Raw genomic sequence first — 18,921 nt, 5'->3', positions numbered from 1 at the left:
CCGGTCGAAGAAACGGCAAAGAAATGTTTTATAAGGCTGCTGATAACGAAAGAAGCAGGCTCTTACACTGCATGATTGAAAATCTCATGGGAATTGTATGTCCCAAAAATGCATAGTATATTTATTACCTTTTTGTAACCAATTTGTAACCTTTAAGTAGTACACTTATTATAACATTTACTTAAAAGGATAGTGAAAAGAGCTAACTGTTAGGAAACTGCAGGGCGCAAAGCCTAAATCTAAGGTTCTTATGAGCTATGAATGTTAGGATGCCATATCCTCATTAAATATTTTAAGGAGGATTATTATGAAAAAGAGGGGGAAATTTTTGAAGAAGGGACTAAGTTTTTTGATGGTGCTTGTCTTAGCATTTACATCTGTCTTCTTTAATATGACACCTGTTAATGCTGAAGTAATACCTAATCAGATAAGATCAGGAGCTAATTTAAAGATGACTCTTGTGGATATTACCGGAGGGGGGTATCGTAACAAGCCTGCAAGCGATCCGCTTGAACTTTTCAAGGGAGAAAAATATACCTTAAAAGTAAGGCTCGGATATCAGGATGAAGAAGGTACCGGATTATCTAAAGCGTTAATAACCGTTAAAAATGGAGAAATTATAGTTTATCGTAATGGTATAGAAAAGACTCGTTTTGGCAAATTGATTACAAGTGTATTCTCTCAAAATTCAACTGATGTAAAGTTTGACTTTGTCGCAGGGGAAGGATCTACTCCTAATGAATTTGGTAAAATAAGTGATTATATATTAGCAGAAGGACAAACAGGAATTGTTAAGGATAAAATTATCTTATCCAGCTCTCTTGAATACAAATTAAAGTTAAAAGCTGAGTTTTATCTTGAGGATGAAAATGGCAAGGAACAGCTTTATAAGACTGAAAAATTAGATTGGAATGCTAATGTTCCTGAACTGGATGCTCCAACTATTTTGGGTAAGAACTTTATCGGTTGGTATGATAAAAGTACTAATGATAAATTTGATTTTACAAAACCTATAACAGATAATGTTAAGCTTGTGGCTAAGTATGAATATATAAATAATGGCGAGCAGCAGGAAGAACAACAGGAAGAAGTTACTGTTAAATTTATAGCAGAGGATAGACCAAATACCGACGATAGTTTCAAGGTTTATAAAGGAAGTACATTTAAACAGGCTAAAGCTGAAAAACAAGATGCATTTAATTTAGCTGATGAAACTGCTAAAAAAATTAATGCAAAAAACACATTTCTCAATGTAGAAAAGTATGATTGGTATACAGATAACAATTATACTAATTTAGCTGATGATAATGAAAAAATAGATGAAAATAAAACTTATTACGGTCAGTTAAAGAAAGAAAAAGTAGATGTTACTTTCTTTGTAGATAGCACAAAGAAAGAAACCGTTACAATCGAAAAAGGAAAGACTTTTGCAGATGCGAAAGATTCGTTGAAGAATTTTGATGATTTTGAGAAGTATGACTGGTACAAGGATAGTACTTGTACTGATAAAGTAACCGATGAAACTGAAAAAATAGATGAAAAGAAAACTTATTATGGCAAGTTAAAGATAGAAAAAGTATATGTTACTTTCTATGTAAATGACACAAAGAAAGAAACCGTTACAATTGAAAAAGGAAAGACTTTTACTGATGCAAACGCTGCAGCTGTAGAGAATGGTTTTGATACAAGTGAGTATGAGTGGTTTGAGGATGAAAAATTCACAAATCCTGCTGTTGTTAATGAGCCTATTCTTACAGAGAAAATCTACTACGGTAGATTAATAACACAAAAAGTTAAGGTTACTTTCTTTGTTAATGAGAATAATAAACAGGATGTTATTGTTCCTATGGGTGCCGGTTTTGAATTCTCTAAAAAACTAGTTAAGACTTTTGATGTTAGCGAGTATGAGTGGTTTGAGGATAATACTTTTAATACTCCTGCTGTTGTTAATGAACCTATTCTTGCAAATAAAACTTACTACGGTAGATTAATAACACAAAAAGTTAAGGTTACTTTCTTTGTTAATGAGAATAATAAACAGGATGTTATTGTTCCTATGGGTACCGGTTTTGAACACTCTAAAAAACTAGTTGATACTTTCGATGTTAACGAGTATGAGTGGTTTGAGGATGAAAAATTCACAAATCCTGCTGTTGTTAATGAGCCTATTCTTGCAGATAAAACTTACTACGGTCAGTTAAAGAAATCCGGCAATAACGATAACGGCGATAACAACAATAATAACAACAATAATAACAACAATAATAACAACAATAACAATAACGACAACAACAATAATAACGGCAATAACGACAACAATAACAACAATAACAACAACAATAACAGCAACGATAATAACAACAATAATAACAACAATAACAACGATAATAACAATAACAACAATATTACAACACCTACAATTCCTACAGCACCTACAGCACCTACAACACCTATCGTTGCTACAGAGCCTACAGTACCTGAAAGCAACATAACAATACCGGATGATACAACTCCTTTATCTCCTGCACCGGCAGAGGCTTCCACAACTCCAACTACAGAGAGCGAAGATAACAATGAAAATATTGATATTGAAGATGATGATACTGCTCTCGGTACTGCTGTAATGGATAAAGATAACGATGTAGACGAAGCTGAAGATGTTCCAGTTCCTGTAAAAACTAAGAAAAAAGTAGTTGCTAAGAAAGAAAAATCTCTTGATATAAATGCTGATGATACACCATTGGGAACTACACTTCCTAAAACAGGTGGTTCATTTGGATTCATCTATATCTTATTTGGACTTCTTCTCTCTGCATTTGGAATTAAAAAATTTAGAGAGAAATAAATAGTAAATTAACTTACAAAAATAGACTTTCGAATTTCGAAAGTCTATTTTTATGTCTTACCAAAGTATAAACTATAATTTCAAATGTAAAATTTTTACCTGTTTTTTTCGCTCTGCTATCCTCATAGAAAGCTTTGTAAAAAATTTTAGTTTAGCTCCCAATATTTTAAATACCTTGTTAAAAAAGGTTCGTTCTTCAAGTAGAGTTACTCCACATTTTTTTGCAAAACCATTGCTGTCATCAACATAAAAATACATAAGAGCTGTTTTATTACCTGTTCGCTTAATAAACCAGTTTGTAAAAATCAGTCCACTTTTACTAGTTGCATCAAAAATCAATTCTCCATTTGCAAATTTTTCTTTACATCCCCTTATAAATCTAATAATGTCTTCCTCATGAAAATACTGAAATACACCGGATACTACAAGCAAGGTAGGCAAGGCTGTATCCAGCTTACTTATCCATGTTAAGCTAAACATATCTCCTGCAATCAGAGTTTCATTTTCATACTCACCAAGTACCTTTTTTCGAACTTCAATAACTTCCGGCAAATCTACCTCATACCAATTCACTTGTTGATCTTCTAATTTAGCTTGCATACGGTCATAGGCTGTTTCAAGTCCTGCCCCAAGATATACAATATTACTAATCGAATTTTTATGTACAAATCTTTCTACCATTTCATCCATGTTATAATACCTTGCCACAGATGCTAAATTACTGTACTGTGATGAACCCTTAGCGGCATTTTCAGGAAGACTTTTCTCTAACTCAAGTGCCTTCTCATCACAAAAATACTCCGGAAATTCCTTTGATATTGCTATTCTTGCTACCAAAGGCACAAATAAAGTATTGGCTACTCCTTCAAATTTATCCATAAATCTGCCTTTCTATTAAAAAAGGATGGAAACCATAATTCCACCCTTTAACTAAGCCTCAATTATTTCTGACTTCTTATATATCCCATCCAGTCAAGTGTTATCTCTGTCGGACTTACGATGAGTGCAGGTATTCCAATAGTTCCACTGCCTCTTATTTCACTAAATGCCTCCTTAGTATCCCTAAGTTTTAAAAACTGTTTCATTGAGCCTAAACTCTCAGTAATATTAATATACTTATAATCTATACCATTATCCTCAAGAGCCTTTTTAGCTGCCACACAATCCGGACAAAGATCCGTTCCATACATCATTATCATAATAATACCTCCATTAGATTAGATTGTTTACAATATAATTGTATCACTTTTCGTTTCATATTACAAGTAGTTTCTTAAACTGTCAGCCACAAATCAAAGACTTTACCTATGCTCTTCAACATACTACAAAATCCTGCAATCCCAAACATTAATATCACTGTCATCAAATACAAACTTAAGCCTATCCTGTAACTCTTCTTTCTTTACCCCTTCTTTCAGTATTACTTGTAAAAATCCGCCGCCACCTGCACCACAAATCATCTTGCCCTCAATCAGGTCACTAATCGTTTCAAGAATCTGCTCAATTAATGTATTCGTACATCCTTTATCAATTACTTTACTTAATTCCCAATGCATACTTAGCAGTCTTGCAAATTCATTTATATTGCCCCTTTCTAATTCCATCCTCATAAGTACTGCTATCTTCTGTATCTCGTTAAGTGCATTTACTGCATTTTTATTATTACCTATGTAATTGCCAACCACATCTCTTAGTAAATTTCTGGCAAGCCTTCTTAACCCTGTATAAATAAGCACAAACCTATCATTCAATTGATTTATTATCTCTTCTTCTAAAACCAAAGGCTGCACCTTTATATCTTGAATCATCCCCGGCTTAGTACTGATATACTTAATTCCATCTGTAACGCCACCTACCTGGTCTTGCCATCCACCACCGGTCGACATAATCTGTTCCATACACAAAACCTGTGCATAAATATCAGAATCTGTATAATCTATTCCAAAAAAATGAAACAGGGCTTTTACACAGGCTGCTGAAAGAATGGAGCTTGTACCAAGACCACTTCCCTTCGGTACTCCCGTTACCTCGGTTTCCATTAAAAATCCACCTTTCAGCCTATCGAGAAGTACAGCGAGATTGCCGCCTTTTTTAGGAATAATCCCACAAGCAAGGAGGGCTGCTTTTTGTAGCACAAAAGGATCGAAAGGATTGCCTACAGCTTGCAATTCTCCTATTTCAGTAAACTCTCCATATACATCCATATCTCTGCTTTCAAAAATAATCTTCTTCTCTTTTAATTTTTTTAGCCTCACCTTGACCGGTCTTTCCCCATTTAATAAGATTGCTGCATTTAAAACAATTCCTCCATTTTCATTACAATAAGGCGGTGTATCAGACCAGCCACCTGCCCAATTTATTCGGAGTGGGAGATTAACTTCATAAGAATCATATTTTATTTCAGCCTCTAAATTTACTTTCAGTCCATCTAAAACATACTCTAAAATTGTATCTGACAAAAAATAAAAAGCTGAAGAAATCATATTTTCATCATCAAGAGCATATCCCACATAATAATATAGCCTCATCTTCTCTATCTCAGAAAGCTTTTTCATCCTCTTTTCGAGCCATTCTAACTGAATCTTAGTCAAAGGATGATTTAATCTTGCCTCCTTTACCGAAGAGTTTTTTTCAATCAGCTCAGCAATTTTATTCATTTCGACAAGTTCCGTCATTCTCCTGTTCCAGTCTAAAAGAGCTGTTGAGTCGGCATCATTAAAACCATCTGCCAGAGATTTTCCATTAGCCTTCAATTCCCTACCGGAATTAACTTCCTCATAAAGCTTTAATGCTTCTGAGATTGCTTGTTCAATTGTATCACATTCAGGGTAAATGTTGGCATTCCAAAGAGAATACTCTTCTCCATCAGACCACAAATTCCCTCTAAGTTCTTTTCCAAATAATCGGTTTTCTTTAGGATTATCCATTGTACCGTAAATTCTGCAGATAAATTTTCCATTCAGCTGCTTTACACCATGCAACACACAGTTAGGCGGAATTACTTCGTTATGAATATCTATATAGGATAATACCGTGCCCTCACCAACTATAGCCTCGCCATGCACATACGAAGCTTCTAAATAACATCCTTTTCCTACTTTGGCTTTAGATGCGATTACGGAATTGTATCCTGCTAAAGAACCTACTGAAGAGTTAATTTGATTATGCCACCCCAGTGCATTATATTCTGAAATTCCTTCATTCATCAAATTAAGGATTTCTCTTGTAGTCCCAAAGTGAATGAACTTAGAAGGTGCAAGACAGAGCAATTTCATAGAATATATATGCAAAGCCTTCCAAACTAGAGTTCTGGCCTCTTTTAATTCATCATTAAACTCTCCTTCAGGTTTTTCAAAGTAAAAATCTTCTAAGGTCGAATCTGTAGCCAAAGGATATAAAAAATCTCCATAAAGGCTCAGTCTTACCCTACTATTTACAAGGGAATCGTATTTTTCCTGACTGAAATTATCTTCTGTACTTATTAAAGAATATAAACCATCTAAAATATCTGTTCCAAAAATAATTCCTCCGGTATCAATATCCACTTTTCCTCTTTCGTTTACAGCTCCCATCCCTTCCAAGGTTTCAACAGTCTGCTTATGAAGAAATGCCTTTACTTTTCCATCACTTCCTTTTAGAAAAACTCCGTGGTTTTTGCCCACTTCTACCTCTTCTTTAAAACTTATAGCAGCTGCCCCATGTCCACTATAGTCAATTAATAAAGGATTAAATAACAGAAGTACATCGCCGCTCAAAAGCACCATGCCTTCATGAATCCTTCCCGGTACGGAAGCCATGGAAATTAGAACTTCATCAAAAAGAGTGGAGGATCTCCCGTCCGGAAGACAGTGTGGAACTGCTGAAAAAATCTTTCCCAGAACTGAGTATTGGGGTACTCTCTTAGAATCTCCACCACTATGGATTACTAAGATACGAAGTCCCTTAAAACTATCTTCCTGCTCCCTTATCCATTTTAAAACTGATAGCGTGGCTCCACCTGAACCAACTCTAACTCCTCCTTCATCCGGAATTACTTTAAATTTTGTCCTTTTAGGCAAATAATTTTGCCTTGACCTTATCTGCTTTTCAAAACTTTCTGCCTGATGACTATTACTAGCAGTCAAAATAATATAATCCCAAACCGGAAATGTATTACTCTTAATAGAACGCTGGTAATCATTCCATACATCCTCATACGACTGTGATAGAAAAATACTTTTATTCATTGTACAATACCTATTCTCCCTGTCCAACTCTAATCAGACACCTAATACACTTTTGACACCCACATCATAATATGATGTAAATATTAAATTTACTATACTCTATAATATAACAGTATACTTTTTTAGTATGTTATTTTTGTGTAATTTCTCCGACTATCTGCTCCAAAATATACTCTTTAACCTCCTCAAGCTTGGACTTCTTCCATTCCCCCTCTGCTGCCTTTTCCGCCAGTGGATACATAATCTGAAAGTCCAGTCCTTCTCCCTCAACTCTGCCACTTCTTTTTGGATTAAAGAAATTCTCCTTCCATTTTTCCTCGTCAGCATATTTATATTCAGGCTTAAAATAAATCTGCTGCCTCTTGTAAGCCGCCACCAACATTTTAGCTGCTAAAGGTACTAAAAGCTTATATTCCTCTTCTTCAACATTTTCAAATATTCTAGGGAGCTTATCTTTTACTACCCGCTCTGTCTCCCTGTCTATCCTTATCCCAAAGGCTTCCCATGTGTAATTGTCTTTTGTAAAATTAAGCTTTACAAGCAGACCAAACTCCGTATTAAACTGTGCCCTCTGATAATCAGTATCAAAGATAAAATTTCCAAGAGAATAAAAAATGATTTTTTCTCCAACCTTTTCATAATTCATCGAAACGTGAGGATGGTGTGAAACAACTATATCCGCTCCCATCTCAAGATATTTTAGATACCTCTCCCTTGTGTAAGGAGACGGCAGTGAGGTAAATTCCTCTCCTCCATGCACAACCATCACACACCAGCGGCACTTGTTTTTCACCTCTTTAATCTTCTCAGCTATCATTTCCATTTCATGCCACATAAAACAGCCTGCCTTATCTACATCTGCAGGCTTACAGCCCCTTCTGTAGCCCACGCTTATTAAACCTATTCCGCCGGCTTCCTCTAAAATAAGAGGTTTTGCCGCCTCCTCTATATTCCTGCCTGCACCTATGGTCTTTGCCTTATGAAGCCCTGCAAGCCTTAAAGTTTCAGCCATGCCTGCTTCTCCCGCATCCATTATATGATTGTTGCATATATTCCAGATATCAGCCTTCATCCTGTCAAGCACCTTCACAGCCTTCGGGTTCATAGAGTGAAGGAGCTGTCCTACACCTGTAGTATCGCCCAAACCTGCTCCATCTATCAAAGCTCCCTCTACATTGGCTATTACATGATTTCCACTATGTAAAAACTCTAATACTTCCTTAGAAATAAGTTCATCATCATCCCATTTTCCGTCCATATATTTATCAAAGCCGATATCACCTGTAAATACCAAAGATGTTAAGTCCTTCATTATTATGCTCCTTTATTTAGTGCTTAAACAGTTAAATACTCATTATCAATAGCACTATTTAAGATTTTTTGTTACAATATAATCTCCATTAGAGTTGCTCTGGTTTTCATTCCCATTTTCCGGTAGAATTTCACAGCATTATCATTTCCTTCCCATACATTTAATATGACTTCATAACAGTTCATTTTCTTTGCTTCTTCTTTTACAAATTCAAAAAGTCTCTGACCTACTTTTTGTCCCTGTACTTCATTATCCACACATAAGTCATCTATGAAAATATTTCTATGAGGAACCATATTATTGGAAGCTACAGGCTCCCTAATTACACAAAATACATATCCCCTAACCATATCTTCTTCATCAACTGCGACATAGACAGGTTTGGCATTATCCTTAAAGATTGCAATTAATTCTGCTTCGGTATATTTTGTTGTACCTGATATAAAGATATCAGGGCGAATTACTGCGTGAAGCTCTAATACCTGATTTAATAATTCGATTACTTTTGGTATGTCTTTTTCTTCAGCTCTTCTAATTAACATTTTATCTAAAAATTCCTCCATTCATCTTTGTTACAAATTCCAAAACTAAGTCCGATAAATATTGTTTTAATTCCTGCTCGTCCAACTTCTTCTCCTGCTCAGTTTATAATATCTATTCTTTGGCTGTAGCCGTATTTACGATATCAATTCTGTTTGTCCTGATAAATCCCGGTAAGCTCAACAGCCTCTGCTCCTAAATCAAAGGCAATCTCACAGATGGGGTTGTATTTTCAATATAGTTATGAATCGGTGTATCAATCATAGCCTTATTTTACATTTAAGCAAGCTCTGTACATACTGCATAAACAGTATCTTTTTTAGATGCAATAGCATACAAATTATCATTTACAATAATCATCTGCTGATATGCGATTATTATATAATTTTCAAACTCTATCTCCTTAAATAAGCTGCCATTATTTCGTTTTATTAAAATTGGTTTATTCTTTTCATTCGATAGTAATACATAATCTTTATAAAATATAAAGTTTGAAGTTCCCCTTGTGTTGTAACTGTATATTATACTGCCGTCCTGCAAATTAAGAGCGAAGAACTTGCCGCCATTGCAGCTATAAGAGCTGCCGCATGAAAGTTTCTGTTCATTCGGCTAACTCCTTTTTACCTTGAAGGTGTCCCCTTAAAAGAGTCAGAACAAGCGTAATGAGCAGCATCGCAGGAATCAGAAAGATTTCCGGTCCGAATACCAAGAGACAAAACAGTGAGCTGAGCAGTCCGGTGATACCCGGCCATTACCGGCAGCGTTTTTATAAATGCATTTTTCACAACACTCACTTTCATGCTCAGCTCTAGTTCCTTTCTTCTGAAATACAAATTTTGATTTAGCTGCTACCCGATTCATCAATAAACGATTCAACATCGACAACCTTATATCCCTTTTGCTTCAATGCCTGTGCAAATAACCCCATACCGGGAATCAGTTTCCCGCTAAAACTTCCATCATAAATCTGATTCACACCACAGGTAGGACTTCTTGACTGCAAAACAGCAAGCCCTATATCGTCATTTTCAATTTTCGATAAGGCAATCTCTACCGCTTGCATGTATTCTGAATTAACATCATTTCCATTTTCATCCGTAACGACTCCGTTAACAATTTCCGCACATGGTCTGGGCGTTTTCATACCTGCAAGCATCTCCGGGCAAATAGGGATAATCTCATAATTTTTTAAAAGATTAATAGCCAACCGGTTTCTATTATTCTTTCCGTTATATTTACAATTTTCACCCAATATACAGGCACTTACTAATACCTTCACACAAAACATCCTCCGCATTAAATTCAGCCTTAGCGTGCTCCTGACATCCATGTATTATAAGCTCTGACAACAAAATCTTCTTCCGGCATATCATTATATCCCTCAACAGTATTTGTAAGTACAGTAGTATAATAATCTAAACAGGAATATTTGTTGTCATCAACTTTATAAAATTCGTCAACTGTCATATAAATTCTTCCATTTTTCCAAAAAATAAGGCAGCTATACTTTTGATCCGGATAATCTCCCCAGGGATACTGATCCTTTCTTTTCTCAACGATATCAACTATATCTGTAGTATTTACTTCAAACCAAGCACTCATATTTTTTTCCTTTGCAAATTAAAATCAGATTAAACTTCCACTATATGAACTGTATTTCCATGCTCCTCGATGAGGTTTTGTAATGCTTTTCCGCTAAGCCACACAGTTGCTGTATTATCATTTGGATGACAGCCTATCAGACCATGGTTTTCAAAAAAGCTTTTATCCAAATAAAATTCAACCTGTTTCTGCTCATCATTTAATAGGCCAAAAGGTGAAACCGCTCCCGGAGTAAGCTTTAAAATATCAAACAACTCCTCTGCGGATGCAAAGCTAAGTGGACGAAGTCCATGCGTTTTTCTGAAAGCCTTCAAATCAACTCTTTTATCACCCTTCACAGTTATCAGGTAATAATTTTTCTTCTTATCATCATGTACGAAAAGATTTTTTACATCGGCATCAGGATAAGGAAGTTCACAGCCTTAAAACTATGTGTTTCTGTAATTTTAACACAAATATCATCTAAGGTCACCCTTTACATATATAATATCCTACTTGCAATACTCTTTTATTTTACCGGCATATTCAGTCAAAAGATTCTTTGAATAAATATTTTAATTTTTTGAATTTCTAACTTCTTTCTAAAAGCTCTAATTCATCTTCCCAAAAATCCGACAATCAAAGCCTGAATCACGGATGCAACAGGAATAATTAAAAAAGGAACTGCTACAAAATGTTCAATAACCGCCAAGTGTTTCATCCAGTTACTAAATTCATAGTCTTCGTGTCCCTCTGTCCCCGGAATTACAATCTTGTCCTTATATTTTCCCTGAAACAACAGACAATCTAACAAGAAAAAATCTCCCAGGTTCAATATACTCCACTGAATATATCCCATCCAAAATACATTCCAAAAACCAACAATTCCGGTATGTAAAAGGCTTGCTATCGAATAGACAAAACAAATCCCAACAATGACAACTGTTAATATCCCATTTATCGTCTTCTCTTGTTTTGTCATTTGTTCAGGTGCAGCCTTCTGAATAGCCTTTGGATAAGAATCAAAAAAGAATCTCGGATTAATAAGTGCCACGGCAGCCACTGTACCATTAAATATAGCTGATATAGCAATTCCATCAAGAACAGCTTGAGTTATATCCATAAAATCCTCCATTGTCCGTCAACCATTCATCCTTATACTGTCATTTTACATTTTAACCTTTTAATTCCTGTTAAAATTCTTCTCAACACTCTTTCATATCTTTTATAAGATAATAAGTATCCTTAAACCTAAGATGCCATATTTCTTTATCAGCCGTAATTTCCTCGTATATATCATCCAGGGTATTTGCCGGTGCCAACATACCCAAAATATAGTCCTCCAATACAACTTCTCCTATTTTATGAAGCTTATCAAGTAAAAGTCCCAAATCCTTGTGATTAAACCAACAGTCGGTATCAAGCGCATATTTTGTGTTACACATCTTGCAGGCAATTTTGCTGTGAAAAAAATCCTCCATAGTCGGCTTATCCTTTAGTAACAGTCTTGTGCAGGCAAGGTGATATTCTATCTTTCGAGGACTCACATCAACATCTGAAACAAAAATCACTCCGTATTCATTTTCAAATTTAACCGCAAGCACATCTCCTACCTTAAAATACGGCTCTCTCTTTATTTTTGTCTTTGGAACTTTAAGAGGTTTAAGATTCTCACTTTGTAACTGAACAGCAAGTTTATCAAGCACCTTCTGTCTTTGCTTTTTTGCCTTGCTGTCAATTTCAAGCCAGAACTCATCTGCGCCTTTTTCTATTATCTTAAGAGCTTTATTTTTTATTTCCTCAGGTAAATGCCCTATTTTCCACAAAGAATAAGCAAAGGCTGTCCAATAAATTTCAGTATAAAATCCGTCCGTGCAAAAATTCTTCTCATCATTTAAAACATCTTCAATTATCTTGTCTACATTTTCTCCGTCTTTATATCTTTCTACTATGGTATTATAAATATCATAACCGTCATCACTGTCTATAATCTTTACTCCGTCTATAGCCATAACAGCCTCCTGTTACTCCTTTACAGTCATTTTACAAAGTACAAGATTCTCCGTCTCATCACTGATAAATACACTGTCATCATCTTATTCCTCAAATAATTCCTTTGCCAAATCTTTGCATATTTCTGCCATCTCTAACATATCTTCTTCCGGACACATTTCACTCAAATTATATTCAAGAGGATGAGTATAAAAATCTTCCAATACATCTTTTATTATATTCTCTTCTTTCTCTGTACTTATAATACTTATAACTACAGGCTTTAAGTCATCTCCAAGCAGTTCATTTACATCTACACTTCCGCCTTTTTTGCATTCCAGTAAAATTGCTGCAAGGTCTGTAATTATGTCAATTGGATAGTAAAATTCAACATCATACTCATTATTTTCATTATCTCTTAATTTTACTGTAATCGGTTCATCATTCTGTCTGAAATTACCGTTTAACTTATCTAAACCTAAATCCGCAAATATTTCCGCAAGAGATATTTTTTCCTGCCTCTTATACATAAGATATGAAGCCAGTGTCAGACTATCATCGGTGTCGCCTATATAATTGTTCCAATATTTATCTGCTATGTACATTTGTGTTTCCCCTTTCCAAATCTGTTTAATGCTATTAAGATTTTTTAACGACTTTCAAATGTTTCTCATACAACGACATCAGCTTTTTAGGAAGATGCTGTATATTTTTATCACAGAGACTGTATAACTCAATTCACTCTTCATCATAAATAGGTGGAAGACTTACATACCTCTCCTCAATCTTTACTCTCGCATAAAGTATTCCATCCTGATAGAAATATCCCTCAAACGGCGGATATTTATCCAAAGCTTTTAATACTTCATCAGGAAGACTTCTAAAATTATAATCCCTCAAAGCCCCTGCCCCAATCAGTTTCTTTGTCCTGACTGCCTTAATTTCTTTTTCATACTTCCTATAAAATTCTACCGGCTCTTTTTCATACATTTCCGTGTCTTTCTCATCCAATACATAATATCTGTCATAGCCTGCTACCCATGAAATATGCACACAGAGCAGATGTTTTTCAATCTCCGGACAATATCCCAACATAAAGAATTTATCTCTGTCGATTCTTTTATTTTCTATAGTTATGTTTTTTATTATATTATTCATACTTGTAATAGCCCTTCACACCTCAATCACAGTTATCTCATGCTCTGTAAAAGGCAGAAATTTCTCCAAAACATCTGCGATTCTAAGCTTCATATAGCTGGTTGTCGTGCTGTCGGTACAGCCATACCACTCATTTTCAAGCACCTCTTTATCAAAAATAATTCTCACCTTATTTTCAATATCCATAATACTGCTAAGTACGGTTGTTGCTCCAATCTTTGTGCCCAGCATCCTAAAAAGAAGCTCCTCAGTAGCAAATGAAACCCTTGATATTCCAAGTGCAGCACTAAAGTCTTTGGTTACAAAAGGCTTGCCATCAAGGGTTACAAAGAGGTAGAAATTAGTCTGCTGCCTATTACATAAAAACAATGTCTTCACCGTCTTCATATCAAGTCTTTCATTGATTAAAACACAATCTTCCATAGTGATAGCAGGATTATTGTCCACCCTCTCAAAAGGAATATCAAGATGAGCCAAAGTCTCATAAATCTTTTTCTGAAGCTCGCTTTCAAAGCTCTCTGGTGCCTTGGTTTTTACTTCACTCACATAGAACATATTTCTTCTCCTATACTATTTCTTCCAATTCGTGTAAGTTCTTGATGATAAAGGTAGGACTTAATTTCAATATAATGCGATAGCATTTCATCTATACATTCGCACAGATTATGCTTCTCAAATAAGGTTTGTATTGCTGTTTTTTCAGCTTTATCAAAATTAAGTATAGTACTATCTATGTCCCAGAGTAAATATTTGTATTTTGACATACGCTTATCGCCTTTACTTGATGTATTTTGGTTAATTACGAAGATTATATATAAAGGATACTAAGATCAAATCTATGACTGTCTGTATCATATTTTAAATGAAACGGGTGAAAGTTACAAGGTAAAATATCTCAATCAATCAGAGATTTACGATAATTTCAAGTCTAACAATTATTCCCCTCTCTTTGACACTTTTCCATTGTTTTAGTAACAATCAAGTAGTAATAGCCTCTAATTTGGCTCATATCCGTCATCATATCCACTACCATTACAGGATATATACTTAAAACCATTCTTCTCGCACCATTCTTCCACACAGTCATCAATATAAAAATCCTCAACAACAGGTTCATAGTACTTATCACAGGTACAGTACTCATCAAATCTATCAGCAAGATAACTCTTCAGTTTTTCCTCAAAATATTCGTCAATTACTTTCTTTTTTAAAAACGGATTTTCCTCAAGCATCTGCGTAAGATCAGTATCTTTGACCACTGCTTTTGTAGGAGATAAAACTATTTCAGCACTGTAATGACAGCTAATGCTTCCGTTACTTTCATACCAAATCGAAAAACCTGTCCACTTGCATGAAAATTTACCATTTAAAAACTGTTTCAGACCTTCTTTATCCCTGCTCTTCCATTCTTGTTTATTTTCATCTGAATACAAGTAAGTAAATATTTCCGCAATATGGTCTGACATTTTTTCATTAAGACTGCATTCTACTTGAATTACCTTGGATAATTCAGCACTACCATTATTTCGCTCAATATGCTCAGACAAACCATTTACCAGAAAATATAGGATTGCACCTGCAGTTTTTCTGTCTGCAACACCGGATTTCATCAGCTCTATGTATGTCTGATATGGTTTATTTTCTAAAAAATCCGGTCCGTTAAGGTTAATAACATCCTTTAGCTTAGTTACCACATTCTCAATCTTTTCCATAATTTACCCCATTGCCAAATGCATTATTATAAAATACTCCAATTTGATATATTCCTACGAAACTATCTCCTCCCTGCTCATACCGGTAAGCTCCGTTATCCACAACCCCACAATATCAGAAATTACGGAATCACAGGTATATTCTTCCTCACCGTCGGGATAAGTACAGGAAAAAACCGGCTCTCTGGTAGCTACTTTGTAAAATGTCATAGCAAAATCTTCCAGCTTATCCGGATTAAAAGTAAGGGAAAGCTTTTTTGCTATACCTTCTCGTATTTCATCCCAATCCTTATTTTCAGCCTTATAGCTTTCTCTTATTTTTGATACATAACCTGTGCAGTATTTATTTAACAGCTCTTTATTTTTATAAATATGCTTACAACTAAAATCAGAAATATATCCGGCATGAATTAAAAATGTCAGCAGCTCATTTAAGTTTTCTGCTACTCTTCCTACTTCACCTTCACTTCCGATAAAACCTATGCTGTCATCCTCAAGGAAAACAAATTCACCCCCGCTGCCATCCTGTGCAAATGCTTTGCAGCCAAGAGAATATTTCTCATTATTTTCCAAAAACTGTGTTTCCCTTGTTTCCTCGTAAAAATAAATGTCACATTCATTCATGAGTAAATTATTAAAATCTTTATTTTCTCTTATGTATTCAAGTATATCCATTTTATTAATCTCCCATTATTTTCAATTACTCAATCTCCTCCATTATCCCTTTAATCAGTTCCGTAAGGCTTTCTGCTACGTAAATCACTTCATCAGGATCATGAATATAGCAAATAATCTGACCTTCTTTTCCCTCTTTATCCGGATCAAAATCAAGCATCAGGAAACAACTGTCACAATATTCAGCAAAAGGAATCCATTTTTTATTAAAAAGATATGGTTTTATCCTGCTGTCTTTCATCTTTTCAATGTCTTCACTTGTAAAATGCTTAGGAAATTCAGTTAAGAGAGCATCCCTGTTTTGAAAATATTTTTTTGTGTGCTCGACATCCTGTAGGCTCATCAGACAAAATGCCATATCTCTTTCATCTATAACACAAGGCAATATGCTTAAATACTTACTTCCGTTTTTATACCTGTAAAGCTCTTTTACATCTTCCGGCAAAGTTATACCGAATTTCTCCTCAAAAGCAGATATTTCCTCTTCTGAAGCTCCCTCTATTTCCCGATAATCGTCAATATATTCTTCTTCCACAGGATCATCTAAATCCCATTCCTCAAAATTTTCGCAAATATACTCTTCTATCTTTTTTATCTCATTACTTATCTGCATAGCTTCACCCGTTACCCTATTTATTCGTATTCGCCTTCAATTATTTTTTGCATATATGCCGGCATATCATTTACAAATTCCTCAAAACTGCAAATGTCATTCATTTCTTCATGCTCTATATCATAGAAAGCAACCTTTTTAGTTTTAGGGTTCCATACAATATAGATATGGTCATAATCTCCCGTCTGCTTAGATATACGCAGAATTTTCTGCCTGCCTTTTTTAATCGGAACAGTATCTATTAAAGAGAAAAACTCTATCCATTTAAAATCACAGTCTTTAAGCTCAAAATATAATTCCTCACTTTGAAGAAAATCCATTACCGCCTTAGGCAATTTAAATGGCTTAAGTTCATCCAGTTTATTCTGTATACTGTGGTATTCTTCAGGTTCTAACTGCTTAAAATATTCAGCCATTTCTTCATCACCGTTTTCAACTGCGATGCTATACGGACGCATACCGTCTTTTTCTGTTATTGTCACATCCGCTCCGTTTTCCACAAGATATTTGCACATTTTCAAATCAACATACCTTGCAGCCACACATAGCGGAGTCGGTTTAAAAGGATACACTGTATCAGGAGCATTGTAGTTAATATCAACTCCGTTCTTTATAAAGAAATCAAGCACATCATAATTTCTGTCTGAAACTGCACTGCGAAATGCCTGTCCGCCGTATTTTTCTACCCTATGACCTAATTCGTGGATAATAGGCAGATTTTCATATTTTTTTCCATATAAAGCTTGGCTAAATGCCTCTGTATTTACCTCATTTACACAGTTTACCTTTGCACCATGCTCTGCAAGGTACCTGATAACAGCTTCATCACAATACCTTACAGCAAGCAAAAATGAAGGACTTCCTTTTACATTCAGATTTACATCCTTTTCCACAAGCCATTTTACAGAGTTAAAACTTTCCATAATCAAAGCTATGCCTAAAGGTGACAAAGTGATATACTTACCTATTTTTATGCCCTTTTCAACATCCCATCCCCCTGATAAATGCTCGTCCAAAGCCTTTGTATTTCCTTTTATAATGTCATTTACAATTTGCGGAACAGACTCAAAATTCCCTATGTCTTTTATTTTAATCATCTGCAATCTCCTACGGTTATTATCTGCTATAGTTTATTTTCCCTAAAGGAAGCAGATTAGGATTTAAGCTTACCCAGCTAACCGCAAGTTCACACAAACGCTCTGTTATAGCATCTTCATCACTGCCTTTTGCGCGGATATTTGAAATCAATTCTTTAGTCTCTTCCAGTTCTTGCTCAGAAAGCGGTGTACCTGAAGCAAAATGATTTGAAAGAGAATTAAGCATATTTCTATAATTTCTATCCCAGTTTACGCCGCCATTTCTATAAAGTTCATCCTGCACCCTGCCTGTTATGCGGATAACTTCACCCTGTACTGTTTTTGCAGCTCCGCTTGATGGAATAAGCATCTCCCAAAGCTCGTTATACTGCTCCTTCCAAGAACCCGTCTTTACTATAATAGGAGAAACTCCGTCATGTATCTTGCGTTTTGGAGCAGGCTTTACATCAAACAGTGCATAGAGTTTTTCAAGTCCCGCTTCTGTTTCAGCCAAATAATCTTTATTAAAGTTTTCTCTGTGGAATTCAAAATCCTTGCCGATTATTTCAACTCTTTCCGCCATTTCAGGCACTACATCAGCACCTGCCTTTATTAACATTTCTGCAATTTCTGCTGCCTGTGCAATATTAATATTCCTACAAGTAGCAAGGGCTTCGGCTAGTGGAGTTCGTCCCATATCATCTTTTGCATTAATATCTGCACCTTTTTCAATCAAAAAACTTACTATCTTAGGGTGGAAAAATCCTGCTGCCGTATGCAGTGGTGTACTCCCATATGTATCAGGTTTTTGTATATCTCCACCTAATTCATACAACAGTTTTACAGTATCTCTACCCAGAGTGGCATGTTTATATAATGGTGTACGCCCATAATAATCAACTGTGTTTACATCTAAACCCTGCTCTACCAACCAAATAACAAGCTCATCAGGAACACCTCCAAAATGAAGTGCCGTATTTAAGCTGTATCTGCCATTATGAGCAGCAAGCTCGCATTTATCATATACAGCTTTGAGAGCTTCAACATCTCCTGCCGTAATCAGTTCATCAAAATTTTTAGGTAAGGTCACTCTTTTTTTTGCCATTGTTCTTCTCCTTATTTCATTTCTAGTTATTTAACTACATTATGTACCTCAATACTATATTTTACAGATGTTTCGTAATAGCTTTG

18 protein-coding genes, 1 pseudogene and 1 riboswitch are annotated in these 18,921 nt (G+C 35.2%); of the genes and pseudogenes, 1 reads left to right on the top strand and 18 read right to left on the bottom strand.

Features of this window, described 5'->3' with window-relative positions:
• Positions 1-190: 190 nt before the first annotated feature.
• A riboswitch (cyclic di-GMP riboswitch) is annotated at positions 191-277 on the top strand.
• 30 nt (positions 278-307) lie between these two features.
• Positions 308-2,845, top strand: coding sequence for an LPXTG cell wall anchor domain-containing protein (locus ACTTKP_RS05795; protein WP_442552956.1), 2,538 nt, complete (start codon positions 308-310; stop codon positions 2,843-2,845).
• A 72-nt stretch (positions 2,846-2,917) separates the two neighbouring features.
• Here ACTTKP_RS05795 and ACTTKP_RS05790 read toward each other — a convergent pair whose 3' ends face one another.
• The 18 genes and pseudogenes from ACTTKP_RS05790 to ACTTKP_RS05705 form a co-directional block, all read right to left on the bottom strand.
• On the bottom strand, positions 2,918-3,724 hold the full coding sequence (locus ACTTKP_RS05790; protein ID WP_442552955.1) for a class I SAM-dependent methyltransferase: 807 nt from the start codon (positions 3,722-3,724) through the stop codon (positions 2,918-2,920).
• 62 nt (positions 3,725-3,786) lie between these two features.
• The gene (locus tag ACTTKP_RS05785) at positions 3,787-4,044 is read right to left on the bottom strand and encodes a glutaredoxin domain-containing protein (protein WP_442552954.1); all 258 of its coding nucleotides are present in this window, start codon (positions 4,042-4,044) and stop codon (positions 3,787-3,789) included.
• A 123-nt stretch (positions 4,045-4,167) separates the two neighbouring features.
• A complete protein-coding gene (locus ACTTKP_RS05780) occupies positions 4,168-7,071 on the bottom strand; it encodes a fucose pyrophosphorylase domain-containing protein (protein ID WP_442552953.1) in 2,904 nt (967 codons plus the stop codon).
• Between the two features lie 130 nt (positions 7,072-7,201).
• The gene (locus ACTTKP_RS05775; protein WP_442552952.1) at positions 7,202-8,383 is read right to left on the bottom strand and encodes a CapA family protein; all 1,182 of its coding nucleotides are present in this window, start codon (positions 8,381-8,383) and stop codon (positions 7,202-7,204) included.
• Positions 8,384-8,454: 71 nt separating this feature from the next.
• Positions 8,455-8,925, bottom strand: coding sequence for a GNAT family N-acetyltransferase (locus ACTTKP_RS05770; protein WP_442552951.1), 471 nt, complete (start codon positions 8,923-8,925; stop codon positions 8,455-8,457).
• 839 nt (positions 8,926-9,764) lie between these two features.
• Positions 9,765-10,202, bottom strand: a complete 438-nt coding sequence (locus ACTTKP_RS05765; protein ID WP_442552950.1) for a DUF523 domain-containing protein — start codon at positions 10,200-10,202, stop codon at positions 9,765-9,767.
• 29 nt (positions 10,203-10,231) lie between these two features.
• Positions 10,232-10,525, bottom strand: a complete 294-nt coding sequence (locus ACTTKP_RS05760) for a hypothetical protein (RefSeq protein ID WP_442552949.1) — start codon at positions 10,523-10,525, stop codon at positions 10,232-10,234.
• 29 nt (positions 10,526-10,554) lie between these two features.
• Positions 10,555-10,905 (bottom strand): annotated as a pseudogene (locus ACTTKP_RS05755) (YbaK/EbsC family protein); the annotation flags it as partial.
• Between the two features lie 215 nt (positions 10,906-11,120).
• Complete coding sequence (locus tag ACTTKP_RS05750; protein ID WP_442552948.1) at positions 11,121-11,627, bottom strand: hypothetical protein; 507 nt, start codon at positions 11,625-11,627, stop codon at positions 11,121-11,123.
• A gap of 82 nt (positions 11,628-11,709) precedes the next feature.
• Entirely contained in the window at positions 11,710-12,516 is an 807-nt protein-coding gene (locus ACTTKP_RS05745) for a hypothetical protein (protein WP_442552947.1), read from the bottom strand.
• 84 nt (positions 12,517-12,600) lie between these two features.
• On the bottom strand, positions 12,601-13,101 hold the full coding sequence (locus tag ACTTKP_RS05740) for an imm68 putative immunity domain-containing protein (RefSeq protein ID WP_442552946.1): 501 nt from the start codon (positions 13,099-13,101) through the stop codon (positions 12,601-12,603).
• Between the two features lie 133 nt (positions 13,102-13,234).
• Positions 13,235-13,654, bottom strand: coding sequence for a hypothetical protein (locus ACTTKP_RS05735; protein ID WP_442552945.1), 420 nt, complete (start codon positions 13,652-13,654; stop codon positions 13,235-13,237).
• A 15-nt stretch (positions 13,655-13,669) separates the two neighbouring features.
• A complete protein-coding gene (locus ACTTKP_RS05730; RefSeq protein ID WP_442552944.1) occupies positions 13,670-14,209 on the bottom strand; it encodes a prolyl-tRNA synthetase associated domain-containing protein in 540 nt (179 codons plus the stop codon).
• A gap of 440 nt (positions 14,210-14,649) precedes the next feature.
• On the bottom strand, positions 14,650-15,366 hold the full coding sequence (locus ACTTKP_RS05725) for a hypothetical protein (RefSeq protein WP_442552943.1): 717 nt from the start codon (positions 15,364-15,366) through the stop codon (positions 14,650-14,652).
• Positions 15,367-15,420: 54 nt separating this feature from the next.
• Positions 15,421-16,041 carry a hypothetical protein gene (locus ACTTKP_RS05720; protein WP_442552942.1) on the bottom strand — a complete coding sequence of 207 codons (621 nt, stop codon included), beginning with the start codon at positions 16,039-16,041 and terminating at the stop codon, positions 15,421-15,423.
• 25 nt (positions 16,042-16,066) lie between these two features.
• Complete coding sequence (locus ACTTKP_RS05715; protein ID WP_442552941.1) at positions 16,067-16,654, bottom strand: SMI1/KNR4 family protein; 588 nt, start codon at positions 16,652-16,654, stop codon at positions 16,067-16,069.
• 20 nt (positions 16,655-16,674) lie between these two features.
• Positions 16,675-17,751: an ankyrin repeat domain-containing protein gene (locus ACTTKP_RS05710; protein ID WP_442552940.1), complete on the bottom strand. Its 1,077-nt coding sequence runs from the start codon at positions 17,749-17,751 to the stop codon at positions 16,675-16,677.
• Positions 17,752-17,770: 19 nt separating this feature from the next.
• Complete coding sequence (locus ACTTKP_RS05705; RefSeq protein WP_442552939.1) at positions 17,771-18,835, bottom strand: ankyrin repeat domain-containing protein; 1,065 nt, start codon at positions 18,833-18,835, stop codon at positions 17,771-17,773.
• Positions 18,836-18,921 lie beyond the last annotated feature (86 nt).

It is taken from the genome of Catonella sp., assembly GCF_052169795.1.
Lineage (GTDB): Bacteria > Bacillota > Clostridia > Lachnospirales > Lachnospiraceae > Catonella.
Note: the sequence above shows the minus strand (reverse complement) of the source record. Positions and strands in the feature narration are given on the sequence as shown.